The sequence below is a fragment of the Piscinibacter sp. PDB1-1 genome (assembly GCF_056675995.1).
Window position 1 is genome coordinate 478,805 of record NZ_JBWVZJ010000003.1, and the last position, 19,876, is coordinate 498,680.

The window sequence follows — 19,876 nt, forward strand, 5'->3', positions numbered from 1 at the left end:
TCAGCGAAATTGATAGCCGCGATGTCGCGCTTGTTCCCCTGGTTCCGCTATGGCTCGGCCTGCCTGCACTGGCTGCCGGTCCTGGCCCTGATGCTGTGCTGCGGCCTGGCGCAGGCCCAGGCGTCGGTGTCGCTCAATGCGGATGCCGAATCCGAAGTCTCCGGCCGCGGCCAGTTCTACCAGGCCCAGGACGAGACCCCGCCCGCCAGCGGCGCCGAGCTCGACGCCTGGCTGGGCAAGCTGAAGCCGGTCAACCGCGTGAGCCTGTTCGGCGGCACCTACTGGTTCCACGCCACGGTGCAGAACGACACCTTGCAAACGCGCTGGGTCATCGATCCGACCGGGACGCTCATGGAGCGCATCGAGGTGCGCGTATACACGCCCGGCCAGGCCGTGCAGTCGTTCAACACCGGCTATCACACGAGCGGGCCGTACATGCTGCACTACGGTGGCAACGTCGAGTTGCCGCCGGGCGCCCGCGCGCAGATCCTGCTGCGCATCGAGAGCCGTTATTTCGCGCGCTACCCGAGCGTCTTCGTGGCCAGCCAGGCGAGCTACCGCAAGACGGTCGTCTCCGAGAACGTGCTGACGCTGTGCGCGCTGGGCGCCACGCTCACGCTCGCGCTCTACAACCTATTCGTCTACCTCGGCGTGCGCGACCGCGCTCTGCTGTACTACGCGCTGTACCTGATCACGGCCACCATGTCGTGGTCGATGACGCTGCACGTACCGGCCGACTGGCTCGGCTGGCGTGCGCTCGACTGGCACTACGTCCTGTTCTTCCTCGGTGCGGTGTTCAACACCATGTTCTTCCTGGAGTTCCTTCGCCTGAAGGAGCACGCGCCCCGCCTCGCCTGGGTCGCCAAGGGAAACATGTTCCTGGCGATCGCCCTCATCCCGATCTGTTTCGTCTCGCTCGCCTACGCGCACCAACTCGCCACGGCGATCATCTCCGTCACGCTCACGGTGGCGCTGATCTCCGGGATGATCCGCCTCGGCCAAGGCTTCCTGCCGGCGCGCTATTTCCTCGCCGCGTTCTTTGCGTTGTTGCTGCCGGCGATCCTGATCCTGCCCGCGAACTTCGGCCTGGTGCCGAGCGTGATGCGCAACATCGAGTTGTTCACCCTTCTCGGCGCCACCACCGACGCCTTGCTGCTCGCGTTTGCACTGGCCGACAAGATCCGGCTGCTCGGCCGCGAGAAGGACGAATACCTCGTCCGCCTGAACGCCGCCCTCACCCAGGCCAGCACCGATTCGCTCACAGGCATCGGCAACCGCCACGCCTTCGACCGCGAACTGAGCGCGATGACGATCAATTCGCACGACCCTGCGGCATCCGAACGCACGATGCTGGTCATGATCGACCTCGACGGCCTCAAGCAGATCAACGACAAGCACGGCCACTCGCACGGCGACGGACTGCTTCGCGAGTTCGCCCAGCAGCTCAGCGTGCTCGAGAGCGACGGCATGCGCGTCTTCCGCCTGGGCGGCGACGAGTTCGCCGTGCTTGGTGACCGCAGCCAGGAAGACCTCGCGCGGCACACGCTGCACCTCGTCGAACGCAAGCTGCATGAAGCCGGGTTTCCCGATTGCGGCATCAGCTTTGGCGTGGCCTTCGGGTCGGAGATCAATTCCGGCTCGCAGCTGCTTATGCACGCCGACGCGCGCATGTACCTCCACAAGACGACCAAGCGCACAACGACTGCCTAGTTCGGCCCCCCAGCCTCTGCGCCCCTCCCCCCGAGGGGTGCCGCCTGGTGGACCGGCGAAGCCGGATCCACAGACGTTGCTTGAGGGGAGCCACGCTTCGCTGGCTCAAGCTTCGCCGCGCTTCATCTTCAGCCTCAGCTGCGCGCCACGCCCGCGCGCCTTCCACTCCGACAACTGCTGCTGCCGCTCCAGCACCGTGAGCGTGTCGCGGCGCATCTCGCGCAGCAGCTTCTGGTAGTTGCGCAGCCGATCGGGCGACACCCCTTCGCGCACCGCGCAGCCGGGCTCGTCGCCATGGCGGCAATCGCGGAAGCGGCATTGGTCGGCCAGCGAGGCGATGTCTTCGAAGCTCAGCGCCAGCCTGCTCTCGTCGGCATCGGGCCGCAGCGTGCGCAGGCCCGGCGTGTCGATCACGCATGCTCCACCCGGCAATTGGTGCAGTGAGCGCGAGGTGGTGGTGTGCTTGCCCCGGCTGTCGTGCTCGCGCACCGCGCCGGTGTCCTGCACGGGTGCACCGGCCAGGGCATTGGTCAATGTCGACTTGCCCGCCCCGGACGAACCCAGCAGCACGACGGTCTGCCCAGGAGAAAGATAGCCGTCGAGCACGCGAGTGGTCTGCGGTGCCGTACCGTTGACGGCCACCACATCGACCTTGGACGGCAACCGCCTGCGCAGGTCCGCAATGGCCTGCTCCACCTCATTGGCGGACACCACATCGGCCTTGGTGAGCACCACCACAGGGGTCACGCCCTCACCCTGCACCAGCGCGAGAAATCGCTCGAGCCGCCGCGGGTTGAAGTCGTCATCCAGGCCCATCACGAGCAGTGCGGTGTCCACGTTGCTCACCACCGCGTGGCGGCGCCCGTCGGCATCGCGCCGGGCAATGTGCGAGATCGGCGGGATGCGCTCGTGCACCCAAGGTTCGCCGTGCGCGTCGTGCACCAGCACGACCCAATCACCCACGGCCACGGCGGTGTCCCGGTCGGCCAGCTTGCGCGCGAGCTTGGGCAGCACGCGCGCGCGAGCTTCGTGCAGGCCGTCGTGTACCTGCAGCGTCTCGCGATGCACTTCGGTCACGCGCACAAGGCGACGCGCCAGGGCATGCACCTCGTCGGCGTCGGTCTCGGGAACGGGTTGGGAACAGATGGCCACCAGGGCCATCGCGGGGGTCAAGCCTACCGAGCGCAAGCGCTCGACATCCATTTCGATCATGGTGAGATCTGTCTTCCATCGTCGGGATGGCGCGGCGCAATGCCGCGCGGTTGCCTGCGCGCGAGTGCGCGAGGCCGCGAAGGGGAGGAAGCAGGTCAACCGCAGCGCAGGCGCGCCACAGCGAACGTTCAGATCTCGCTCTTTGCCAGCCTGGGCAAGCAGAGCGTGACGACGCGGCTCAGGCGATGCGAGCGGCGACCCACAGGAGGGCAATGTCAGCGTGCGTCATTGAGTGGTCTCCTTTGAAGTGGGTGGATGGGACGGCGCGCAGTCTGGCACGCGCCAAAGGCATGGTCAACGATCGTTTCGATTCAAATGTTGCGGCATGTCGGGGATGACACGCGCTTCGATGTCGACCACATCGGCTTGTGCCTGCGGTTTGGGCCGCATGGCGGCGAACGGATCGCGCGGATCGACCTTGAACCGCACCACGCGGGGGCGGCGGCCGCGCAGCGCGCTCCAAACCGCGAACACCACGCTGAACAGCAGGCCCGTCACGAGCAGCGCTGCTGCAAAAACCAGCCCCACGGTAACCAGCAAGGCGCACAAAACGAATGAGAAGAGTGCTTGCATGTAAATTCGGTGCGGCCTGCCACCGGCAGCCCGTGGTCGCGGAAAACCCACACATGGGGATTATCTGCCGCGATACAACCCCCTCATCTCCGCAGAACGAACCGATCGCATGAACAAGCCCGCGCTGTCGTCATTCGCCCCCTTCGCAGTTGCCATCGCTGCCGGCCTCACCGCCTGCAGCAGCAATGCCCCGAGCGCCCCGCCCGCCGAGCCGGTGCCGGTGCTGGCACCGAATCCCAATTTGCTGGTGCAAGGCATCCCGCCGATCCCGGCGAGCCTGGCCGACGAGGTGGCCAAGTACACGGACTTCCGCGGCCATGGCTTCGCAGACTGGCACCCGCAGCGCCGCGAAATGCTGGTCTCGCACCGCAAGGCCGGCGCCAACACGGCCCAGCTCTTTCGCGTGGCGCAAGCCGGCGGCGAGCCGGAGCAACTCACCGACTCGGTCGACCCCGTCAACACCGCGAGCTACGAACCGCGCAACGGCAAATTCGCCGTGTTCGAGCGCAGTTCGGGCGGCAGCGAAGCCGACCAGCTCTACCGCCTTGACCTCGCGACGAAGGAAGCCACTCAGATCACCGACCCCTCGGAGCGCCACAACCTTCAAGGCTGGCTGCGACGCAGCAGCACGCTGATCACGGCGTCGCTGCCGCTCGACAAGACAGCGCAGGGCGGAACGCGCAACAAGGTGACGACGACCTTCCGCTTGGTGAACCCGCTCAAGCCCCTGGCGGCCCGCAAGCTGGCCGAGCTCGAGGGCGGCGGCTGGTATGCGGGGGGTGTGTCGTCCGACGACAAGCGCATCGCCCTCACGCGCTACATCTCTGCCACCGAGTCGCAGGTCTGGATTCTCGACGTGGCCTCGGGCCGCGCCACGCAGATCCTGCCCGCGCCGGGCAGCAACGAACGCGCGACCTACTACGCGAGCGAGTTCACGCCCGGCAACACCGGCCTCCTGGTGTTGAGCGACCAGGCGGGCGAGTTCCGGCAGCTGCTGAGCTATCGCTTCTCGAACAGGCGGCTCACGCCGGTCAGCGCGCATATCCCGTGGGACGTGGACTCCGTCGCCACCACACAAGACGGGCGCCGCATCGCGGCGATCGTCAATGTCGAAGGCAAGGAAGAACTGCACCTCTTCGACGGCCGCACGCTCAAGGAACTGGCGCAGCCGCAGGTGCCGCCGGGCAGCGTCACGGGCGCGAGTTTCCACCGCCGAACCGGCGAACTCGCGCTGTCGATCAACAGTGCGCAAGGCCCGCAACAGATCGTCAGCCGCCTGCCCGATGGAGCAATCACGTCGTGGACTCAACCGTACGCCCCGCCCGGCGTGGACATGGCGAGCTTCCAGGACCAGAGCATCGTGCGCTGGGCAAGCTTCGACGGCCGAATGATCTCGGGCCTGATGAACATGCCACCCGAGCGATACACCGGCAAGCGCCCGGTCATGGTCCTGATCCACGGTGGCCCGGAGGGCCAGTCGACCATGGGCTTCCTAGGGCGCTACAACTACTACGTCAATGAACTCGGCATGGCGCTGATCCAGCCCAACGTGCGCGGTTCGAGCGGCTTCGGCAAGAGCTTTCTGTCGCTCGACGACGGCGTGAAGCGTGAAGACTCGGTCAAGGACATCGGCGCCCTGCTCGACTGGATCACCACGCAGCCGCAGCTTGATGCAAGCAAGGTGATCGTGATCGGTGGCAGCTACGGCGGCTACATGAGCCTGGCCGTCAGCACCAACTATGCGGAGCGCATCGCCGGTTCGATCGACGTGGTGGGCATCTCGAATTTCGTCACCTTCCTGCAGAACACCGAGAGCTACCGCCGCGACCTGCGGCGCGTCGAGTACGGCGATGAACGCGACCCGGCGATGCGCGAGTTTCTGGAGAAGATCTCGCCGCTGACCAACGCCAGCCGCATCACCAAACCGCTGTTCGTGGTGCAAGGCAAGAACGACCCTCGCGTGCCTTACACCGAGGCCGAGCAGATCGTCGCCAAGGCGCGCGCCAACAACACGCCCGTCTGGTACCTGCGCGCCGAGAACGAGGGCCATGGCTTCCAGCGCAAGGAAAACGCCGACTACCAGTTCTACGCGACGGTGCTCTTCCTGAGGCAGACCATCGGCCATTGACCCCGCCTTGCCCGCCGCGGCCGGCAAGGCGGCGGGCTCACACCGGCCCCTGGAAGCCGCCCGCGCGGAAGGTGATGACCAGCGTGTCGCGGTGCCCATCGGCGGCCACCGGCTGGATCGGCGTGCTCTCGTGGATCACGCGTTCGTCGTCGAGCACGAGCGCCGTCCAGGGCTCGGTCAGCGTGAAGCGGATGCCCTTGGGCCCGTTGGCTTCGAACACCCGTGTTTCACCGCCCTTCACGCCCACGCGGTTCACCAGGATCACCGCCACGAAGTCGACACCATCGCGATGCGCGCCTTCCGGCGTGGGGCGACCAATGCCTTCGGAGGTATCGATCCGGAATTGATGCGCCTCGACGTACCAGGGCTGCGCACCTTTCACGGCAGAGCAACTGCGGCTGAGCGCTCTCAGCATTTGCTCCCAGACGGGGTGCGCCACGATCTGCGGTTCGATCGGTTCGAACCACCGCTCCAGACCGCCGTGCAAGGCGTTGTATTCAACCGGCTGCCAATGAGCGCGGTGGGGTGCCTGGGTCACGTTGTCGCCTTCAACCACGAAGCACGCGTGCCGCCGGCGGCGGTAGTTGCCACCATCGCGGAGGTAGGCGTCGGGCACGAGATCGTCCCAACTTGATTCGAGCGCTGTCAGGGCCACCGGTTCGCACGACAACAACTCGCACCATCCGGCAGGGCTGAGCGTGGCATGGCCGGCGCCGCGCAGCGCATCGACGAGCGCTTGCGGCGCAATGAACGGTGGCGTGAGGGTCATGGTCATGGGCCTGAATGATGCCAGCGCACCGCGCTGCCACAATCGGCCGGGCCTGTTCACCTCCACCCCACGTACATGTATTACGGCGAACGATTCAACAGCTTCACGCATCTGGCCGGCCTTGTGGCCGCCACGGCCGGCGCTGCCGTGCTCATCACCCAACGCGCTCTGCATGGCGATGCGTGGCAGATCGTGGCCTCGAGCATCTTCTCGGCCACCATGGTGCTGCTGTACGGTGCCTCCACGCTGTACCACTCGGTGCGCGGCCAGGCGAAGCGCGTGCTGGTCAAGTTCGACCACTGCGCGATCTACCTGCTGATCGCCGGCACCTACACGCCCTTCACGCTCGTCACGCTGCGCGGCCCTTGGGGTTGGTCGCTGTTCGGCGTGGTCTGGGGCCTGGCGGTGATCGGCATCCTCAAGGAGCTGGTCGTCGGCCGCGATCGGGTGCCTTCGGTACCGCTGTACATCGCCATGGGTTGGCTGGCCGTGATCGCCGCGGCGCCGCTGGTGCGGGAGCTTCCCGCCCCCGGCTTGACTTGGCTGATTGCGGGTGGGCTGCTCTATACCGCGGGCGTCGTCTTCTACGCCAACGACGAGCGCTGGAAACACGCTCATGGCGTGTGGCACCTCTTCGTGCTGGCCGGCACTGCCTGCCATTACGTGGCTGTGCTGCTCTACGTGAACTGAGTAGCCCGCGGTCGTCATGCGCGCCAAACGGTTGATCGAACTCCTGCAGCTCGCCCCGCACCCCGAGGGCGGGCACTACCGCGAGATCTTTCGGTCTGCCGCCCGCGTCACGCCCGACGACGGCCGCCCGGTCCGCAGCGCCCTCACCAGCATCGACTTCCTGCTGCAGCGAAGCGAGTTCAGCGCCTGGCACCGGGTGGCATCCGACGAGGTCTGGCACTGGCTCGAAGGCGAACCGCTGCGCCTTTGGTGCATGCCACCTTCGCTCGACCGCATCGATGCCGTCGACCTGGCACCCGCAAGTGTCGCGTCGGCACCGCGACACGTCGTGCCATCCGGGTGGTGGCAGGCCGCCGAGCCGCTCGGAGATTTCGCCTACGTGGGCGCCACCGTCGGCCCGGGTTTCGAGTTCGCCGACTTCTCGTTCGCGCGCCTCGATGCGAAGGTCATGTCAGCCATCACGGCGCTGAACCCAGCCCTGTTGCGGCTTGCGGGCGCAGACCAGCCATGAGCACCGATCAACCGCGCAACCCGCTGCACGGCGTGACGCTGGAGAAGATGCTCACCGAGCTGGTTGCCTTCTTTGGCTGGCCGGGCCTGGGTGAGCGCATTCAGATCCGCTGCTTCACCAGCGACCCGAGCATCTCATCCAGCCTGCGCTTCCTGCGCAAGACGCCGTGGGCGCGCGAGAAGGTCGAGGGCCTGTACCTGTACATGCTGCGAGAACAGGCGCGCACTCAGCGCCGCCCCTGACGGCGCCACCGCAGCGAGGCTGCATCAGGCTTCGTGCGGCCGCTCCTCGGCCCCATCGAGCGGGGCCGGCAGGGTCGGCGCGTGAATCCGGATGCGGGCGCCGTGCAGCCCCACGACCTGGCCCGCCCGGATCTTGCAGGCCTTGCGCAGCTCCTGCCGGCCATCGACCTCGACCTTGCCGCTGGCCACCATGGCCTTGCCTTCGCCGCCGCTGCTGGCCAGGCCTGTCACCTTGAGCAGGGCGTCCAGCGTGATGTAGTCGCCCCGCAGCTCGAACTCGATCGTTCGCATCCCCTGTCTCCGTGTGTTGTTGTGCGACTTCAGCGAGTGTGCGCCAACCCGAGCTCGCGGGCCAGCAGGGCGTAGGAATGGCGCCTCACCTGCGGGTCGTGTGCCCAGGTGTTGATGACGATCTCAGCCAGGGCCAACTCTTCGCCCAACGCACGCAGCTTGTGCGCCACCTGCGCCGCGCTGCCGACGAACGCGCGTTGGCGCATCGGCTCCACGATGCGCATCTCGTCGGCGTTGAAACCGCGCTCGGCGATGACGTCGGGCGACTGCAGCGGCCCCAGCACGCCGCGCCCGCGGTCAACGCGCCAGCGTTCGCGGCTCAGGGCGTGGTGCAGGGCCTCTTCTTCGGTGTCCGCTGCGAGCGCCCAGACGCATATCGTCGGTTGGGGCGTCGGGTGGCGGGCGCTGGGCTGGTACAGCCGGCGGTACAGGTCCAGCGCCTGCTCGACACCCTGGCCGTCGACGAAGAAGTACGCGTAGGCATAGGGGAGCCCGAAGTGCGCGGCGAGTTGCGCGCCGTAGTCTGAGCTCCCTAAAACCCAGATCTGCGGCGCCTCGGGCCCGCGCGGGTGGGCGACGATCCCGCGGTGGGGCTCGCCGGCCGTCCAAGCCTGCAGGTCACGAACCTGCTCCGGAAAGTGGTCCGCCGTACCGTAGGTGTGCGGGTTGAGCGCTTGCGCGGTGCGCATGTCACCCCCTGGCGCCCGGCCGACGCCCAGGTCGATGCGCCCGGGTGCCAGGGCTTCGAGCACGCGAAACTGCTCGGCCACTTTCAGCGCCGCATAGTGCGGCAGCATGACTCCGGCGCTGCCGATGCGAATGCGCGTGGTGCGCGCCGCGATGGCCGCCATCAAGATCTCGGGGGCGCTGCCCACGATGGTCGGCAGACTGTGATGCTCGCTCAGCCAGAAGCGGTCGTAGCCCAGCTCCTCGACGTGTTCGGCCAGCGCCAGAGTGTCGCGAATGGCGGCGTCTTCAGTACTGCCATGGAGTGAGATGGATTGATCGAGAACAGAGAGCTTCATCACGCGGTTTTCACAATGCCTGAGGTATATTCAGACTACAGGTATACGCAAGACAGTGGTTGCGAGTGATCTTTTCGAATGCCGGGCTGATTCCAGCCCGGTTCCGTCAGAACCCCCGAATAACGTCTCTTGAGTGTCTCTGCATGCGGAGCATGTGCTACGCATTACTTAAGCAAGAAAGATAGGAATCGTCCATGACGACTCAAACCGGTACCGTGAAGTGGTTCAACGAGAGCAAGGGCTACGGCTTCATCGCTCAAGACGCGGGCGGCGCTGACCTGTTCGCCCACTTCCGTGACATCCAAGGCTCCGGCTTCAAGACACTGCTCGAAAACCAGCGCGTCGAATTCGAAGTCAAGCAAGGCCAGAAGGGTCTGCAAGCCGCGAACATCCGCGTGCTGTAAAGACTGGGTGTCAAGCCACTCATGAGAACGCGGCCTCGGCCGCGTTTTTTTATGCCTGAATGTCATGCAGCAATGCACGGCCACGAACCCGGCGCTACGATGCGGCGGCACGCAACCACGGAGCCCCGCATGAGCACACTCACCAGCGCCACCAATCGCCAGGTTCGCCTCGCTGAACGCCCGGTGGGGCTGCCTACGCGGGCCAACTGGAACATCACCACCGAAGCAGTCGCCGAGCCGGCCGCGGGCGACGTGCTGATCAAGACGCTCAGCCTCTCGCTCGACCCCGCCATGCGGGGGTGGATGAACGAGGGCAAGAGCTACATCCCCCCAGTGGGTATCGGTGAAGTCATGCGCGCCGGTGGCGTGGGGGTGGTGGCTGCGTCCAAGCACCCCGACTACGCCGTCGGCGACCACGTGAGTGCAAGCCTGGGCGTGCAGGAGTACTGCCTGATCGGCCAAGCCGAGCACAAGAGCTACGGCCTCGCCAAGATAGACACGCGGGTGGGCACCCTCACGCAGTGGCTCAATGTGCTGGGCATGCCGGGCATGACGGGCTACTTCGGCCTGATGGACGTGGGCCAGCCCAAGGCGGGCGAAACGCTCGTCGTCTCGGGCGCAGCCGGCGCGGTCGGCCAGACGGTGGGCCAGCTCGGCAAGATCCTCGGGCTGCGCGTGGTGGGCATCGCCGGCGGGCAGGCCAAGTGCGACTGGGTCGTGCGCGAACTGGGCTTTGACGCCTGCGTCGACTACAAGGCCGGCAACGTCAAGGACGGCCTGCGCGAGCACTGCCCCAAGGGCGTCGACATCTACTTCGACAACGTCGGCGGCGAGATTCTCGACACCGTGCTGACGCGGATCACCCGCAGGGCGCGCATCGTGATCTGCGGCGCCATCAGCCAGTACAACAACACGACGCCCATCAAGGGGCCGGCGAACTACATGTCGCTGCTGGTCAATCGGGCGCGAATGGAAGGCATGGTCGTGTTCGACTACGTCGATCGCTACCCGGAAGCCATCGGCGAGATGGCGGGCTACCTCAAGACCGGCAAGATGAAGAGCAAGGAAGACGTGGCGACCGGTGGCGTCGAAGCCTTCCCCGAGACCCTGCTCAAGCTGTTCAACGGCGAGAACTTCGGCAAACTCGTGCTGCAGGTCGCAACTGCGTAGCACTTCACGGACGGCGCCGACCTGCGACAAACTGCGCAAAGCGTCGGCCCGCTAGACTGGCCTGCCATGCCTCCGATCCAGGTGACATCCGCACTCCCCGCTGGCATACCGGCCTGGGCCGCGGCGCTGGACGCCGTTTCCGACCTGATCGCCCTGCTCGATGCGCAAGGCCGCATCCTGTGGGTCAACGCGGCCTTCTCGCGCCTGAGTGGCCATGCCGCCCCTGACGTCGTGAACCGCGACGCGGCGGACTTGCTCTCCCCTGCCGATGGCTGGGCGCTCATTGCACCGTCGATCCGCACCGGGCAAGCCTTCGACCCCGCCGATCTGCCCTGGCTCGACGCTGCCGGCCACGCGCACACCGCACGTGCCAGCGCGCGGGTGGTGGCCGATGCCGGCCCCGCGTGCCTGATGCTCAGCCTGCAGGACACTACCCTGACCGACGAACTGCGCCGCACCGCAAGCCGCCAGGCCGAACTGCTCGACATGACGCAGGAGGTGGGCCGCCTCGCCGTGTGGGAGCGCCAACTGCCGGATGGTCCTGCATTCTGGGACAGGCACATGTATCGCCTGTTCGGCATGCGCCCCGAAGACGGCCCGCCCAACTACGACCTCACGGCGAAGCGCATCCACCCCGACGACGGTGCCGGCGACGTCTACCGCACGTCGCTCGACAAGCCGGGCGTCTATGAGCAACACAGCCGCCTTACGCTGCCTGCCGGCGAGCTGCGCCACGTGCATTCGCACTGGGAGGTGAAAGGCAACGCCCAAGGCATGCCAGAGCGCGTGATGGGCCTCATCATCGACGACTCGCGCGCCTTCGAGCTCGCAGACGCATTCAACAAAGCCAACGCACAACTGCGCATTGCGGTGGAGTTGGGCAACATCGCGATCTGGCGGCACGACCTCAAGACCAACCGTTTCCATTACAACGACCACGCCTTCAAGATCCTCGGCATGGAGCCGCGCGAAGGCGGCCTCGCCCTCGAGGAGGTGCGCTCGTTCATCCATCCGGACGACATCCCGCACGTCCAGGAGACGGCGGAACGCGCCCTTCACACCACGCAGCCGGTGGATATGGAAGCACGCTATCGCCGCACCGACGGCCGATGGATCTACGTGCTCACGCGCCGCATGGTGCACCGCGACGCCAACGGCACACCAATCGAGTTCATCGGCGTCGGCCTCGACGTGACGGAGCAGGTGGAAAAGCTGCGCGAAGCCAATGAGGCCGCCAAGCTGCTCCAGTTCGCGGTGAACGCGGCCGGCGTGGGTGTCTGGAGCCGCGCACCTGACGCAGAGCGCGCGACCTGGAACCAGCAGATGTTCAAGATCGCCGGCCGCGATGAAGCGCTCGGCGGGCCGACGCGCGATGAATGGGTCTACGAGATCGTCCACCCGGACGACCGTGCCGCCATCCTGGAAGCCCGCGCCGCCATCACGCCCGAGATGACCTCACTCGAGCACGAGTGCCGCATCCTGCGCCCCGACGGCGAAGTCCGCTGGCTGGTGAACCGCGCCACCCGAGAGGTCCGCAATGGCGTGCCGATGGTGGTGGGCATCACCATCGACGTGACCGAGCGCGTGCGAGCCGAGACCGAGCTGCTCAGCGTGAACGAGCGCGTGGCGCTGGCGGCACGCAGCGTGGGGATGGGGACCTGGGAATGGAACGTCGTCACCGGCGCCGCCAAGTGGGACGAAGCGATGTTCCGCCTGCGTGGCATGGAGCCACAGGCCGAGGCCCTCGACGCCGTGCAACGCCTTGCAATGACGCACCCGCAAGACGTCGAGCACGTCCGGCGTGAGTTGCGCGAAGCCGCCGAGAACACCGGCCCTACCGCCTACGAGTTCCGCGTGGTCTGGCCCGACGGCACCGTGCGCTGGCTCGCCTCGCGCTCTACCCCCGCGCCGTCGGTGGATGGCCGAAGCAAGCTGCGCATTGGCGTGAACTGGGACATCACCGATGCGATGAGCGCCGAGGTGAGCCGCCGCGAGAAAGAGCTCGCGCTGCGCGAAAGCCGCGCCAAGTCGGAGTTTCTCTCCCGCATGAGCCACGAGTTGCGCACACCGCTCAACGCCGTGCTCGGCTTTGCGCAACTGCTGCTGATCGGCAAGGACACCCTGCTGCCTCAGCAGCGCGGCAAGGTCGCACACATCCAATCAGCCGGCGAACACCTGCTCGCGCTGATCGACGACGCGCTCGACCTGTCCAGCCTGGAGAGCGGCCAACTGAAACTCGACCTGCAGGCGGTGTCTGTGGCAGACGTGCTCAATGAGGCCTTGCCGCTTGTCGATGCGCTCGCGCACACCCACGGCGTTGCGCTGCGCACTGGTGCCACCGATGGTGTGTTGCACGCCGACCGCACGCGCCTGCGCCAGATGCTGATCAACCTGCTGAGCAACGCGATCAAGTACAACCGACCCAACGGCAGCGTGACGGTCTATAGCGAGGTCAGCGGCGACGCCGTCATCTGCCATGTGCAAGACACCGGCCGCGGCATGACGGCCGAACAGCAGGCGCACCTGTTCGAGCCGTTCAACCGCCTCGGCCTGGAGCGCGAAGGGATCGAAGGCACCGGCATCGGCCTGGCCGTCGTCAAGGCCCTCGCCACGCACATGGGCGGCGAAGTGATCGTCAGCAGCCAACCCAACGTCGGCTCGACCTTCTCCATTCGCCTGCCGCGTGCGGCCGACGCAAGCCTGGCAAGCACGACGAGCAGCGAGCCCAGGCCCCCCGCGCAGCAACTGGCAGCGGCCCGAAAGGGCACGCTCCTCTACATCGAAGACAACGCGATCAACGTGGTGCTGGTGGAAGAACTGATCCGCATGCGCCCCGGCCTGCGCCTGGAATCCACTGCCACGGGCCTGGCCGGCGTGGCGCGCGCCGCGAGCCTGCAGCCCGACCTGATCCTGATCGACATCCAATTGCCCGACATCAACGGCTTCGAGGTACTGCGCCATCTGCGCCAGCAGGCACAGACGGCGCACATCCCGTGCATCGCCCTGTCGGCCAACGCCATGCCGGCGGACATCGCACGCGCCAAGCTGTCGGGGTTCACCGACTACTGGACGAAACCGATCGACTTCGGCCAGTTTCTCGACGCGCTCGACAGGATCTTCCCGGACGCGTAACGGGCGGTCGGCACGGCGCACGCGCTCGTGCATCGAGCCGCGGGGAAACGACGACCCGGCACGGACCACGCCGGCCGTGACAGCTGCATGACTCCCCCCTCTGGGTGACGTTTTCTGCGGCGCAGCATGGAAACATCCGCCCTCCATCGAAAACAAGAAGTTCAGGAGAGGTTCCATGTCATTGTCATCACGTGTTGCCCTGTTGGCCGCCACCGTACTCATCGCATCCTGCGGTGGTGGAGGGGGCGGAGACGGGAGTGCACCATCACCGTCCCCCGCGCCTGCGCCTGCGCCTGCGCCAGCGCCCGCACCAGTCCCGGCACCACCACCCCCGCCTGCAGCGGGCAGCTTCGAGGTGTCAGGCCAGGTCCGCGTGAGCGGCAACACGCTGGTCGACAGCGATGTGAACGACGTCAACTCGGCATACACATCGAACGACACCTTCCCCGTGGCACAAGCCGTGCCCATTCCGCTGAGCCTGGCCGGCTACGTCAACGTGGCCAATCAGGGTCCCGCTGGCCGGTCGCGCACCCCCGGTGACCGCAGCGACTATTTCGCCGTCTCGGGGGTGGCCGGCCAGACGGTTTCCCTTGTCGTCGCCGACCCGCAAGCCAGCGACATCGACCTCTACCTCTACGACGAGAACCGCAACGAGGTTGATGTCTCCGAAGGCACGGGCCGGCTCGAGTCCGTCACGATCCCGGCCACTGGCCGCTACTACATCGAGGTCTACGCGTACTCGGGCGCAGGCCAGTACGTGCTCGCCGTGGGGCAGGCAGGCGCGCAGGCTGCCGGCCACGCGGGCGAGGCCGACGGTGTGCTGCGGCGCAGCGCCGAGTTCGTGCCGGGCGAGGTGGTCGTCCGCTGGCGTCAGCCCGCGCAGGTGCTTCAAGCTGGCAAGCGCAGCTCGGCCTCGGTGCTCTCGGTTCACGGGCTGACCAAGGCCGCAGGCGCCCCCGAAGGCGACTGGCTGCTCACCCTGGACAGCCCGCGCACGCTGCTGGCCCAGTCGCGCAACACGCCGCAAGCCGCGCGGGCTGCGAACGTGCCTTTGTCGTCGCGTGACCTCAAGGCAGCGACGCTGCAGGCGATCAAGCGGCTGCGCTCCGACCCCGCCGTGCTGTATGCCGAGCCCAACTACATCCGCCGCGCTCTCGCCATTCCGAACGACGAGTTCTACGCCTTGCAGTGGCACTACCCGATGATCAACCTGCCCGCCGCGTGGGACCGCACGGTCGGCAGCAACACCGTCACCGTGGCGGTAATCGACACCGGCGTGCTGACGGGCCACCCTGACCTGGCCGGCCAACTCATTGCCGGGTACGACTTCATCACCGACCCTGCCAATGCAAACGATGGCAACGGCCCCGACAACAACCCCGACGACCCTGGCGACAACTCGACGCCCGGCGGCGAAAGCAGCTTCCACGGCACCCACGTCGCCGGCACCATCGCGGCGGCCACGAACAACTCGATCGGCGTCGCAGGCATCGCACCAGGCGCCCGAATCATGCCCTTGCGCGTGCTCGGCACCCAGGGGGGCAGCAGCTTCGACATCACGCAGGCCGTCCTCTACGCGGCGGGTCTGCCGAACAGCTCCGGGACCGTCCCGGCACGCCGCGCCGACATCGTGAACCTGAGCCTGGGCGGGAGCGACTCGTCGCAGGCGGAGCAGGCCGCCTACACGCAGGCACGGGCACAGGGCGTCATCGTGGTGGCGGCAGCGGGCAACGAAGGCAATGCCGGGCTCTTCTACCCAGCTTCGTACGACGGCGTCATCTCGGTCAGCGCCGTGAGCATCCGGCGAACGCTGTCCAGCTACTCCAACTTCGGCACGCGTATTGACGTGGCCGCCCCAGGTGGGGATGGCGGCGACCTGAACGGCGACGGCTACATCGACCAGGTACTCAGCACGGTCGGCGACGACAGCGGGGGCACCACGCGATTCGCCTACACCTTCCATCAAGGGACCTCCATGGCGTCGCCACACATGGCCGGCGTCCTCGCCCTGATGAAATCGGTGAACCCACGCCTCACGCCGGACGACATCGACCGGCTGCTGGCCGCGGGGCGGCTGACGAATGACCTGGGCGCACCTGGCCGTGACGACCAGTTCGGCCACGGTCTCATCGATGCGCTGAAAGCCGTGCAGGCGGCGCAAGACGGCAACACCCCGTCGCCGGCGCAGTTGGTGGCAACGCCAGGCAGCCTGGTCTTCGCCCCCGGCGCGACCACGCAACCGCTGAACCTGGGCAACGCGGGCACCGCAACCCTCAGCGTGTCATCCATCAACGTGAACCCGCCGAGCAGCTGGATCAGCATCACACCACCGACATCGGCCAACGGCCTGGGCACCTACACGGTCAGCGTGAACCGCGGGACACTCGCGCCGGGCGCATACAGCACCACGCTCGAGATCACCTCGTCCGCCAACCGCGTGAATGTTCCGGTGACCTTGCAAGTGGCCGGCGGTGGCGGAGGTGGAGGCGGTGGTGCCACTGCCGACCTGGGCACGATGTACATCCTCCTCGTGAACCCCGACACCATGACCGGCATCGGCCAAGTGCGGGCGACCGCCAGCAACGGCGCCTACAGCTTCCAGTTCGGCAACGTCCCGGCAGGCACCTACCTGCTTGTCGCCGGCACCGACCCGAACAACGACGACAGCATCTGCGACGTGGGTGAGGCTTGCGGTGCGTTCCTCACACTCGACGAACCCGTTCGCGTGACGGTTGACGCCAACCGCAGCGGATTGAACTTCGGGGCGAACTACGTGACGACGATCGGCGCCAGCACTGCGCAGTCGCGCTCGGCGGGGGGCATCAAAGGGCTGAGGGTGCGCCGATGAAGCGGCTCGTCGCGTCACGCTGGGGTGTCTCGGTGGCCGTCGCCGCCTCGGCACTGATCGGCGCATGCCAAGCGCAGGCGCCAGCGTCCAAGCCGACAGGGGTGCCGCATCAGGTGGTCCATGCCGGCGGCCAATGCGGCACCAGCGACACCTCGGTGCAACGCGTCTCCGATGCGAGCGCGCTGCAGCAGCTCATGCAAGGGCGCAGCCTGGGTACGGCGCCCGCCGCGCCTCTCGTCGACTTCGATCGCTCGCTGGTGCTGCGCATCTCGATGGGGCAGCAAGCGAACGCCGGCTACGGGATGGGTGTGACCGGCGTGCGGCTCGAGGCGGGTGCGCACCGGCTCGTCATCGTCACCACCTGGACCCAGCCTGAGCCGGGCCGCATGTACGCGGCCATGGTCACGCAGCCGTGCGTGATCGTGGCCGTGCCGCGTGGCGACTACCGAAGCGTCGTGGTGGTGGATGGGCAGGGCCGCGAGCGCGCCTCGACGCCACTCGCGGCCGCGCGCTGAACGCGCTTCACGCCGGCTGGTTTGCCTCTTCGAGCAAACCCCGCTCGCGCAGCATCGGCTGCACGAGCGGATCGCGCCCGCGGAAGGCGCGGTAGGCGGCGCGCGGCTCGCGGCTGTTGCCACTGGAGTAGATGAACTGCTCAAGACGCCGGGCAACCGCCGGGTCGAAGGGGTTGCCGGCTTCGGTGAAGGCGTCGTAGCCGTCGGCGTCGAGCACCTCGGCCCAGAGATAGACGTAGTAGCCGGCCGCATAGGATGAGCCGGAGAAGAGGTGCTGGAAGTGGGCCAGGCGATGGTTCATCCCCACGGCGGCGGGCAGGCCCATGGCTTGCGCCTGCTCGCGCTCGAAGGCCGTGATGTCCGGGCCTTCGGCCGAGGTGAGCGCGTGGGCTGCCATGTCGACGCGGGCTGACGCCACGTAGCGCACTGTTTCGTAGCCCTGATTGAACCGGCTGGCCGCCTCCAGGCGCTCGATCAGGGCGTCGGGAATCGGCTCGTTGGTCTGATGGTGGCGCGCATGCTTCTTGAGCACCTCGCGCTCGCTCAGCCAGTGCTCGAAAAGCTGCGACGGCAACTCGACGAAATCGCGCAGCACGTTCGTCCCCGACAGGCGCTCGTACGTCACATCGGAGAGCAGGCCGTGCAGGCCATGGCCGAACTCGTGGAACAGCGTGCGCGCGTCGTCGAAGCTCAACAAGGTGGGTTCGCCCGGCGCCCCCTTGGCGAAGTTGTTGTTGTTGATCACGATGGGCAAGGCCGCGCCGCCCTGCTCCCCGAGATTGCGCGACTGACTCCTGAACAGCGACATCCACGCGCCACTGCGCTTGGTGGGCCGCGCGTAGTTGTCATGCAGGAAGATGCCAACCAGACTGTCGCCTGCGTTGCGGCGAACCTCGTAGACCTTCACGTCGGGGTGATAGGCCTGCAGATCCGTGCGAGGGGTGAAGGCCACACCGAACAATCGCTGTGCGCAATCGAAGACGGCCTCGACCATGCGGTCGAGCGGGAAGTAGGGCTTGATCTGCGCTTCGTCGAGGTCGTAGCGCGCCTTGCGCAGCTTCTCGGCGTGGAAGCGCCAGTCCCACGCTTCGATGTCGGTCGAGTCACCGTGCGATGCGGCCAATGCTTGCAAGTCGGCCAGTTCTTGCGCGGCGCGTGCCTTGGCGGGCTCCCACACCTGGGTCAACAGCCCGGCGACGGCAGCCTGGTTGCCGGCCATGGTGTCGGTCAGGGCGTAGTCTGCGTAGCTCGCGTAGCCGTGCAACCGCGCCTGTTCGTTGCGCAGCGTGAGTATTTCGCGTGCGACCGGGCGGTTGTCATGGTCGCCCGCGTGTTCGCCGCGTGACACCCAGGCACGCCACGCCTGCTCGCGCAGGTCACGGCGCTCGGAGAAGGTCAGGAACGGCACGATGTGCGAGCGCGACAGCGTGATGACGTGCACGTCACCCATGCCACGGTCGGCCGCCGCCTGCCGCGATGCGGCTCGCACGAAATCGGGAAGGCCGGCGAGATCGCGCTCGTCACTCAGCACAAGGCGATATGCGGATTCATCCGCCAGCACGTTCTGGCTGAATCGCGTCGTGAGTTCGGCCAACTGCTGCATGATTTGTGCGTATCGCCTCTGCGCATTGCCGGCCAGCTGAGCACCTGAACGCACGAAATCGAGGTGAATGCGCTCCAGCAGTCGCACCTGCTCGGCCGAGAGGCCCAGTGCCGCGCGCTGTTCGTACAGCGCGTCGATGCGCGCGAACAGCGGCTTGTTCATCGACACCGCACTGCGGTGCGCCGCAAGCGGGGCGGCCATCTCTCGCTCGACCTCCTGCAAAGCCGGCGATGTTTCGCTGGATGTAAGGTTGTCGAACAGATCAGCCACGCGAGACAGAAGCTGGCCCGTGCGGTCGAGCGCCGCGACGGTGTTCTCGAAGCTTGCAGGTTCGGGCGATGCAGCGATCAATTCGATCTCGGCCAGGTGCCGAGTGATCGCCGCGGCGAAGGCCGGCTTGAAATGCTCGGCGCGAATCTCTGCGAAAGGGGGCAGCCCGTGCGGGGTATTCCAGGGCTGCACCAGGGGATTGCTTGTGGCAACGGTCATGGTGATTTTCTCGGTGGTGAGACGCGCCGATTCTAGGCAGCACCCCGCCCCCACACCTGCACCGGCCGCCGTGGCCCTACCGGGTCACTTTCCGGCCTTGATGTCCTTGTAGTCGTCTTCCAGGTAGCGCCGGTTCTCGCAGCTCTTGCCCCAGCTGGCTCGCTCTCCTTGGGTGGCCTCGACCTTGCCATTGAAGGCCGTCACCCGGTCCTGATAGGCGTCGATGCGCTTGTCGTGCGCCTGCGACTTGGCGACGTAGGCCTCCACCGCCTCCTTGTTGGTGCGATCCAGCGTGGCCATCTCGGTCTTGATGGCCTCGCCATCGCGCTCGATCGCGGCGCGTTCCGTCTTGAGGTCGTCCTGGTCCTTGGTGTTCTGCTGGTTCTGCGCACTGATGCGCGACTGTTGCGCCAGGCAGGCACGCAACTCCGACATGCTCATCACCTTGCCAGTGCCCTTGCCAGTGCCAAGCGTCCCCTCGCGCGGAGGGGCGGCATGCGACGCAGCGGTGGCCAAAGCGAAGATGGCCAGCAGACAGGTGGCCAAAGAGTGCGTGAACCTCAT

17 protein-coding genes are annotated in these 19,876 nt (G+C 66.8%); 10 read left to right on the top strand and 7 right to left on the bottom strand.

Going from position 1 to position 19,876, the window contains the following annotated elements; translation table 11 throughout:
• Window positions 1-21 precede the first annotated feature (21 nt).
• Window positions 22-1,710 carry a 7TM diverse intracellular signaling domain-containing protein gene (locus AC1KAR_RS18120; RefSeq protein WP_480320223.1) on the top strand — a complete coding sequence of 563 codons (1,689 nt, stop codon included), beginning with the start codon at window positions 22-24 and terminating at the stop codon, window positions 1,708-1,710.
• Window positions 1,711-1,815: 105 nt separating this feature from the next.
• Here the strand turns inward: AC1KAR_RS18120 and rsgA are convergent, their stop codons facing one another.
• Entirely contained in the window at window positions 1,816-2,922 is a 1,107-nt protein-coding gene (gene rsgA / locus AC1KAR_RS18125; protein WP_480320224.1) for a ribosome small subunit-dependent GTPase A, read from the bottom strand.
• Between the two features lie 294 nt (window positions 2,923-3,216).
• Window positions 3,217-3,495, bottom strand: a complete 279-nt coding sequence (locus AC1KAR_RS18130) for a hypothetical protein (protein ID WP_480320226.1) — start codon at window positions 3,493-3,495, stop codon at window positions 3,217-3,219.
• A 109-nt stretch (window positions 3,496-3,604) separates the two neighbouring features.
• Between AC1KAR_RS18130 and AC1KAR_RS18135 the strand changes: the two genes are divergently transcribed.
• Entirely contained in the window at window positions 3,605-5,623 is a 2,019-nt protein-coding gene (locus AC1KAR_RS18135) for a S9 family peptidase (RefSeq protein WP_480320228.1), read from the top strand.
• A 37-nt stretch (window positions 5,624-5,660) separates the two neighbouring features.
• On the opposite strand, the gene AC1KAR_RS18140 is transcribed toward AC1KAR_RS18135, so the two are convergent.
• Entirely contained in the window at window positions 5,661-6,398 is a 738-nt protein-coding gene (locus tag AC1KAR_RS18140) for a 2OG-Fe dioxygenase family protein (protein ID WP_480320230.1), read from the bottom strand.
• 69 nt (window positions 6,399-6,467) lie between these two features.
• Between AC1KAR_RS18140 and trhA the strand changes: the two genes are divergently transcribed.
• Genes trhA through AC1KAR_RS18155 form a run of 3 tightly spaced genes read left to right on the top strand, consistent with a single transcriptional unit; the run spans window position 6,468 to window position 7,835 of the window.
• Window positions 6,468-7,082: a PAQR family membrane homeostasis protein TrhA gene (gene trhA / locus AC1KAR_RS18145; protein WP_480320233.1), complete on the top strand. Its 615-nt coding sequence runs from the start codon at window positions 6,468-6,470 to the stop codon at window positions 7,080-7,082.
• A gap of 16 nt (window positions 7,083-7,098) precedes the next feature.
• Window positions 7,099-7,593, top strand: coding sequence for a cupin domain-containing protein (locus AC1KAR_RS18150; RefSeq protein WP_480320235.1), 495 nt, complete (start codon window positions 7,099-7,101; stop codon window positions 7,591-7,593).
• Window positions 7,590-7,835, top strand: a complete 246-nt coding sequence (locus AC1KAR_RS18155) for a VF530 family protein (RefSeq protein ID WP_480320237.1) — start codon at window positions 7,590-7,592, stop codon at window positions 7,833-7,835. The genes AC1KAR_RS18150 and AC1KAR_RS18155 overlap by 4 nt, the downstream gene beginning before the upstream one ends.
• A gap of 24 nt (window positions 7,836-7,859) precedes the next feature.
• On the opposite strand, the gene AC1KAR_RS18160 is transcribed toward AC1KAR_RS18155, so the two are convergent.
• Together AC1KAR_RS18160 and AC1KAR_RS18165 are read right to left on the bottom strand one after the other, a co-directional pair.
• Window positions 7,860-8,126: an RNA-binding S4 domain-containing protein gene (locus AC1KAR_RS18160; RefSeq protein ID WP_480320239.1), complete on the bottom strand. Its 267-nt coding sequence runs from the start codon at window positions 8,124-8,126 to the stop codon at window positions 7,860-7,862.
• Window positions 8,127-8,155: 29 nt separating this feature from the next.
• On the bottom strand, window positions 8,156-9,151 hold the full coding sequence (locus tag AC1KAR_RS18165; protein WP_480320241.1) for an LLM class flavin-dependent oxidoreductase: 996 nt from the start codon (window positions 9,149-9,151) through the stop codon (window positions 8,156-8,158).
• Between the two features lie 194 nt (window positions 9,152-9,345).
• Between AC1KAR_RS18165 and AC1KAR_RS18170 the strand changes: the two genes are divergently transcribed.
• From AC1KAR_RS18170 to AC1KAR_RS18190, 5 genes are all read left to right on the top strand, one after another.
• Window positions 9,346-9,555 carry a cold-shock protein gene (locus AC1KAR_RS18170; RefSeq protein WP_480320243.1) on the top strand — a complete coding sequence of 70 codons (210 nt, stop codon included), beginning with the start codon at window positions 9,346-9,348 and terminating at the stop codon, window positions 9,553-9,555.
• Between the two features lie 129 nt (window positions 9,556-9,684).
• Window positions 9,685-10,725 carry an NADP-dependent oxidoreductase gene (locus tag AC1KAR_RS18175; protein ID WP_480320245.1) on the top strand — a complete coding sequence of 347 codons (1,041 nt, stop codon included), beginning with the start codon at window positions 9,685-9,687 and terminating at the stop codon, window positions 10,723-10,725.
• Window positions 10,726-10,791: 66 nt separating this feature from the next.
• Entirely contained in the window at window positions 10,792-13,857 is a 3,066-nt protein-coding gene (locus AC1KAR_RS18180) for a PAS domain-containing protein (RefSeq protein ID WP_480320247.1), read from the top strand.
• Between the two features lie 355 nt (window positions 13,858-14,212).
• On the top strand, window positions 14,213-16,705 hold the full coding sequence (locus AC1KAR_RS18185; RefSeq protein WP_480320249.1) for a S8 family serine peptidase: 2,493 nt from the start codon (window positions 14,213-14,215) through the stop codon (window positions 16,703-16,705).
• Complete coding sequence (locus AC1KAR_RS18190; RefSeq protein ID WP_480320251.1) at window positions 16,702-17,220, top strand: protease complex subunit PrcB family protein; 519 nt, start codon at window positions 16,702-16,704, stop codon at window positions 17,218-17,220. The genes AC1KAR_RS18185 and AC1KAR_RS18190 overlap by 4 nt, the downstream gene beginning before the upstream one ends.
• 7 nt (window positions 17,221-17,227) lie before the next feature.
• Here the strand turns inward: AC1KAR_RS18190 and AC1KAR_RS18195 are convergent, their stop codons facing one another.
• Window positions 17,228-19,312 carry a M3 family metallopeptidase gene (locus AC1KAR_RS18195; protein ID WP_480320253.1) on the bottom strand — a complete coding sequence of 695 codons (2,085 nt, stop codon included), beginning with the start codon at window positions 19,310-19,312 and terminating at the stop codon, window positions 17,228-17,230.
• Between the two features lie 84 nt (window positions 19,313-19,396).
• Complete coding sequence (locus AC1KAR_RS18200; RefSeq protein WP_480320255.1) at window positions 19,397-19,876, bottom strand: hypothetical protein; 480 nt, start codon at window positions 19,874-19,876, stop codon at window positions 19,397-19,399.

Bases quoted from the DNA above. Each gene is read 5' to 3' on its own strand.
- AC1KAR_RS18180 (WP_480320247.1), top strand. From the start codon at position 10,792: ATGCCTCCGATCCAGGTGACATCCGCACTCCCCGCTGGCATACCGGCC.
- AC1KAR_RS18120 (WP_480320223.1), top strand. From the start codon at position 22: ATGTCGCGCTTGTTCCCCTGGTTCCGCTATGGCTCGGCCTGCCTGCAC.
- trhA (WP_480320233.1), top strand. From the start codon at position 6,468: ATGTATTACGGCGAACGATTCAACAGCTTCACGCATCTGGCCGGCCTT.
- AC1KAR_RS18160 (WP_480320239.1), bottom strand. From the start codon at position 8,126: ATGCGAACGATCGAGTTCGAGCTGCGGGGCGACTACATCACGCTGGAC.
- AC1KAR_RS18175 (WP_480320245.1), top strand. From the start codon at position 9,685: ATGAGCACACTCACCAGCGCCACCAATCGCCAGGTTCGCCTCGCTGAA.
- AC1KAR_RS18165 (WP_480320241.1), bottom strand. From the start codon at position 9,151: ATGAAGCTCTCTGTTCTCGATCAATCCATCTCACTCCATGGCAGTACT.
- rsgA (WP_480320224.1), bottom strand. From the start codon at position 2,922: ATGATCGAAATGGATGTCGAGCGCTTGCGCTCGGTAGGCTTGACCCCC.
- AC1KAR_RS18190 (WP_480320251.1), top strand. From the start codon at position 16,702: ATGAAGCGGCTCGTCGCGTCACGCTGGGGTGTCTCGGTGGCCGTCGCC.
- AC1KAR_RS18140 (WP_480320230.1), bottom strand. From the start codon at position 6,398: ATGACCATGACCCTCACGCCACCGTTCATTGCGCCGCAAGCGCTCGTC.
- AC1KAR_RS18155 (WP_480320237.1), top strand. From the start codon at position 7,590: ATGAGCACCGATCAACCGCGCAACCCGCTGCACGGCGTGACGCTGGAG.
- AC1KAR_RS18195 (WP_480320253.1), bottom strand. From the start codon at position 19,312: ATGACCGTTGCCACAAGCAATCCCCTGGTGCAGCCCTGGAATACCCCG.
- AC1KAR_RS18130 (WP_480320226.1), bottom strand. From the start codon at position 3,495: ATGCAAGCACTCTTCTCATTCGTTTTGTGCGCCTTGCTGGTTACCGTG.
- AC1KAR_RS18135 (WP_480320228.1), top strand. From the start codon at position 3,605: ATGAACAAGCCCGCGCTGTCGTCATTCGCCCCCTTCGCAGTTGCCATC.
- AC1KAR_RS18170 (WP_480320243.1), top strand. From the start codon at position 9,346: ATGACGACTCAAACCGGTACCGTGAAGTGGTTCAACGAGAGCAAGGGC.
- AC1KAR_RS18200 (WP_480320255.1), bottom strand. From the start codon at position 19,876: ATGAGGTTCACGCACTCTTTGGCCACCTGTCTGCTGGCCATCTTCGCT.
- AC1KAR_RS18150 (WP_480320235.1), top strand. From the start codon at position 7,099: ATGCGCGCCAAACGGTTGATCGAACTCCTGCAGCTCGCCCCGCACCCC.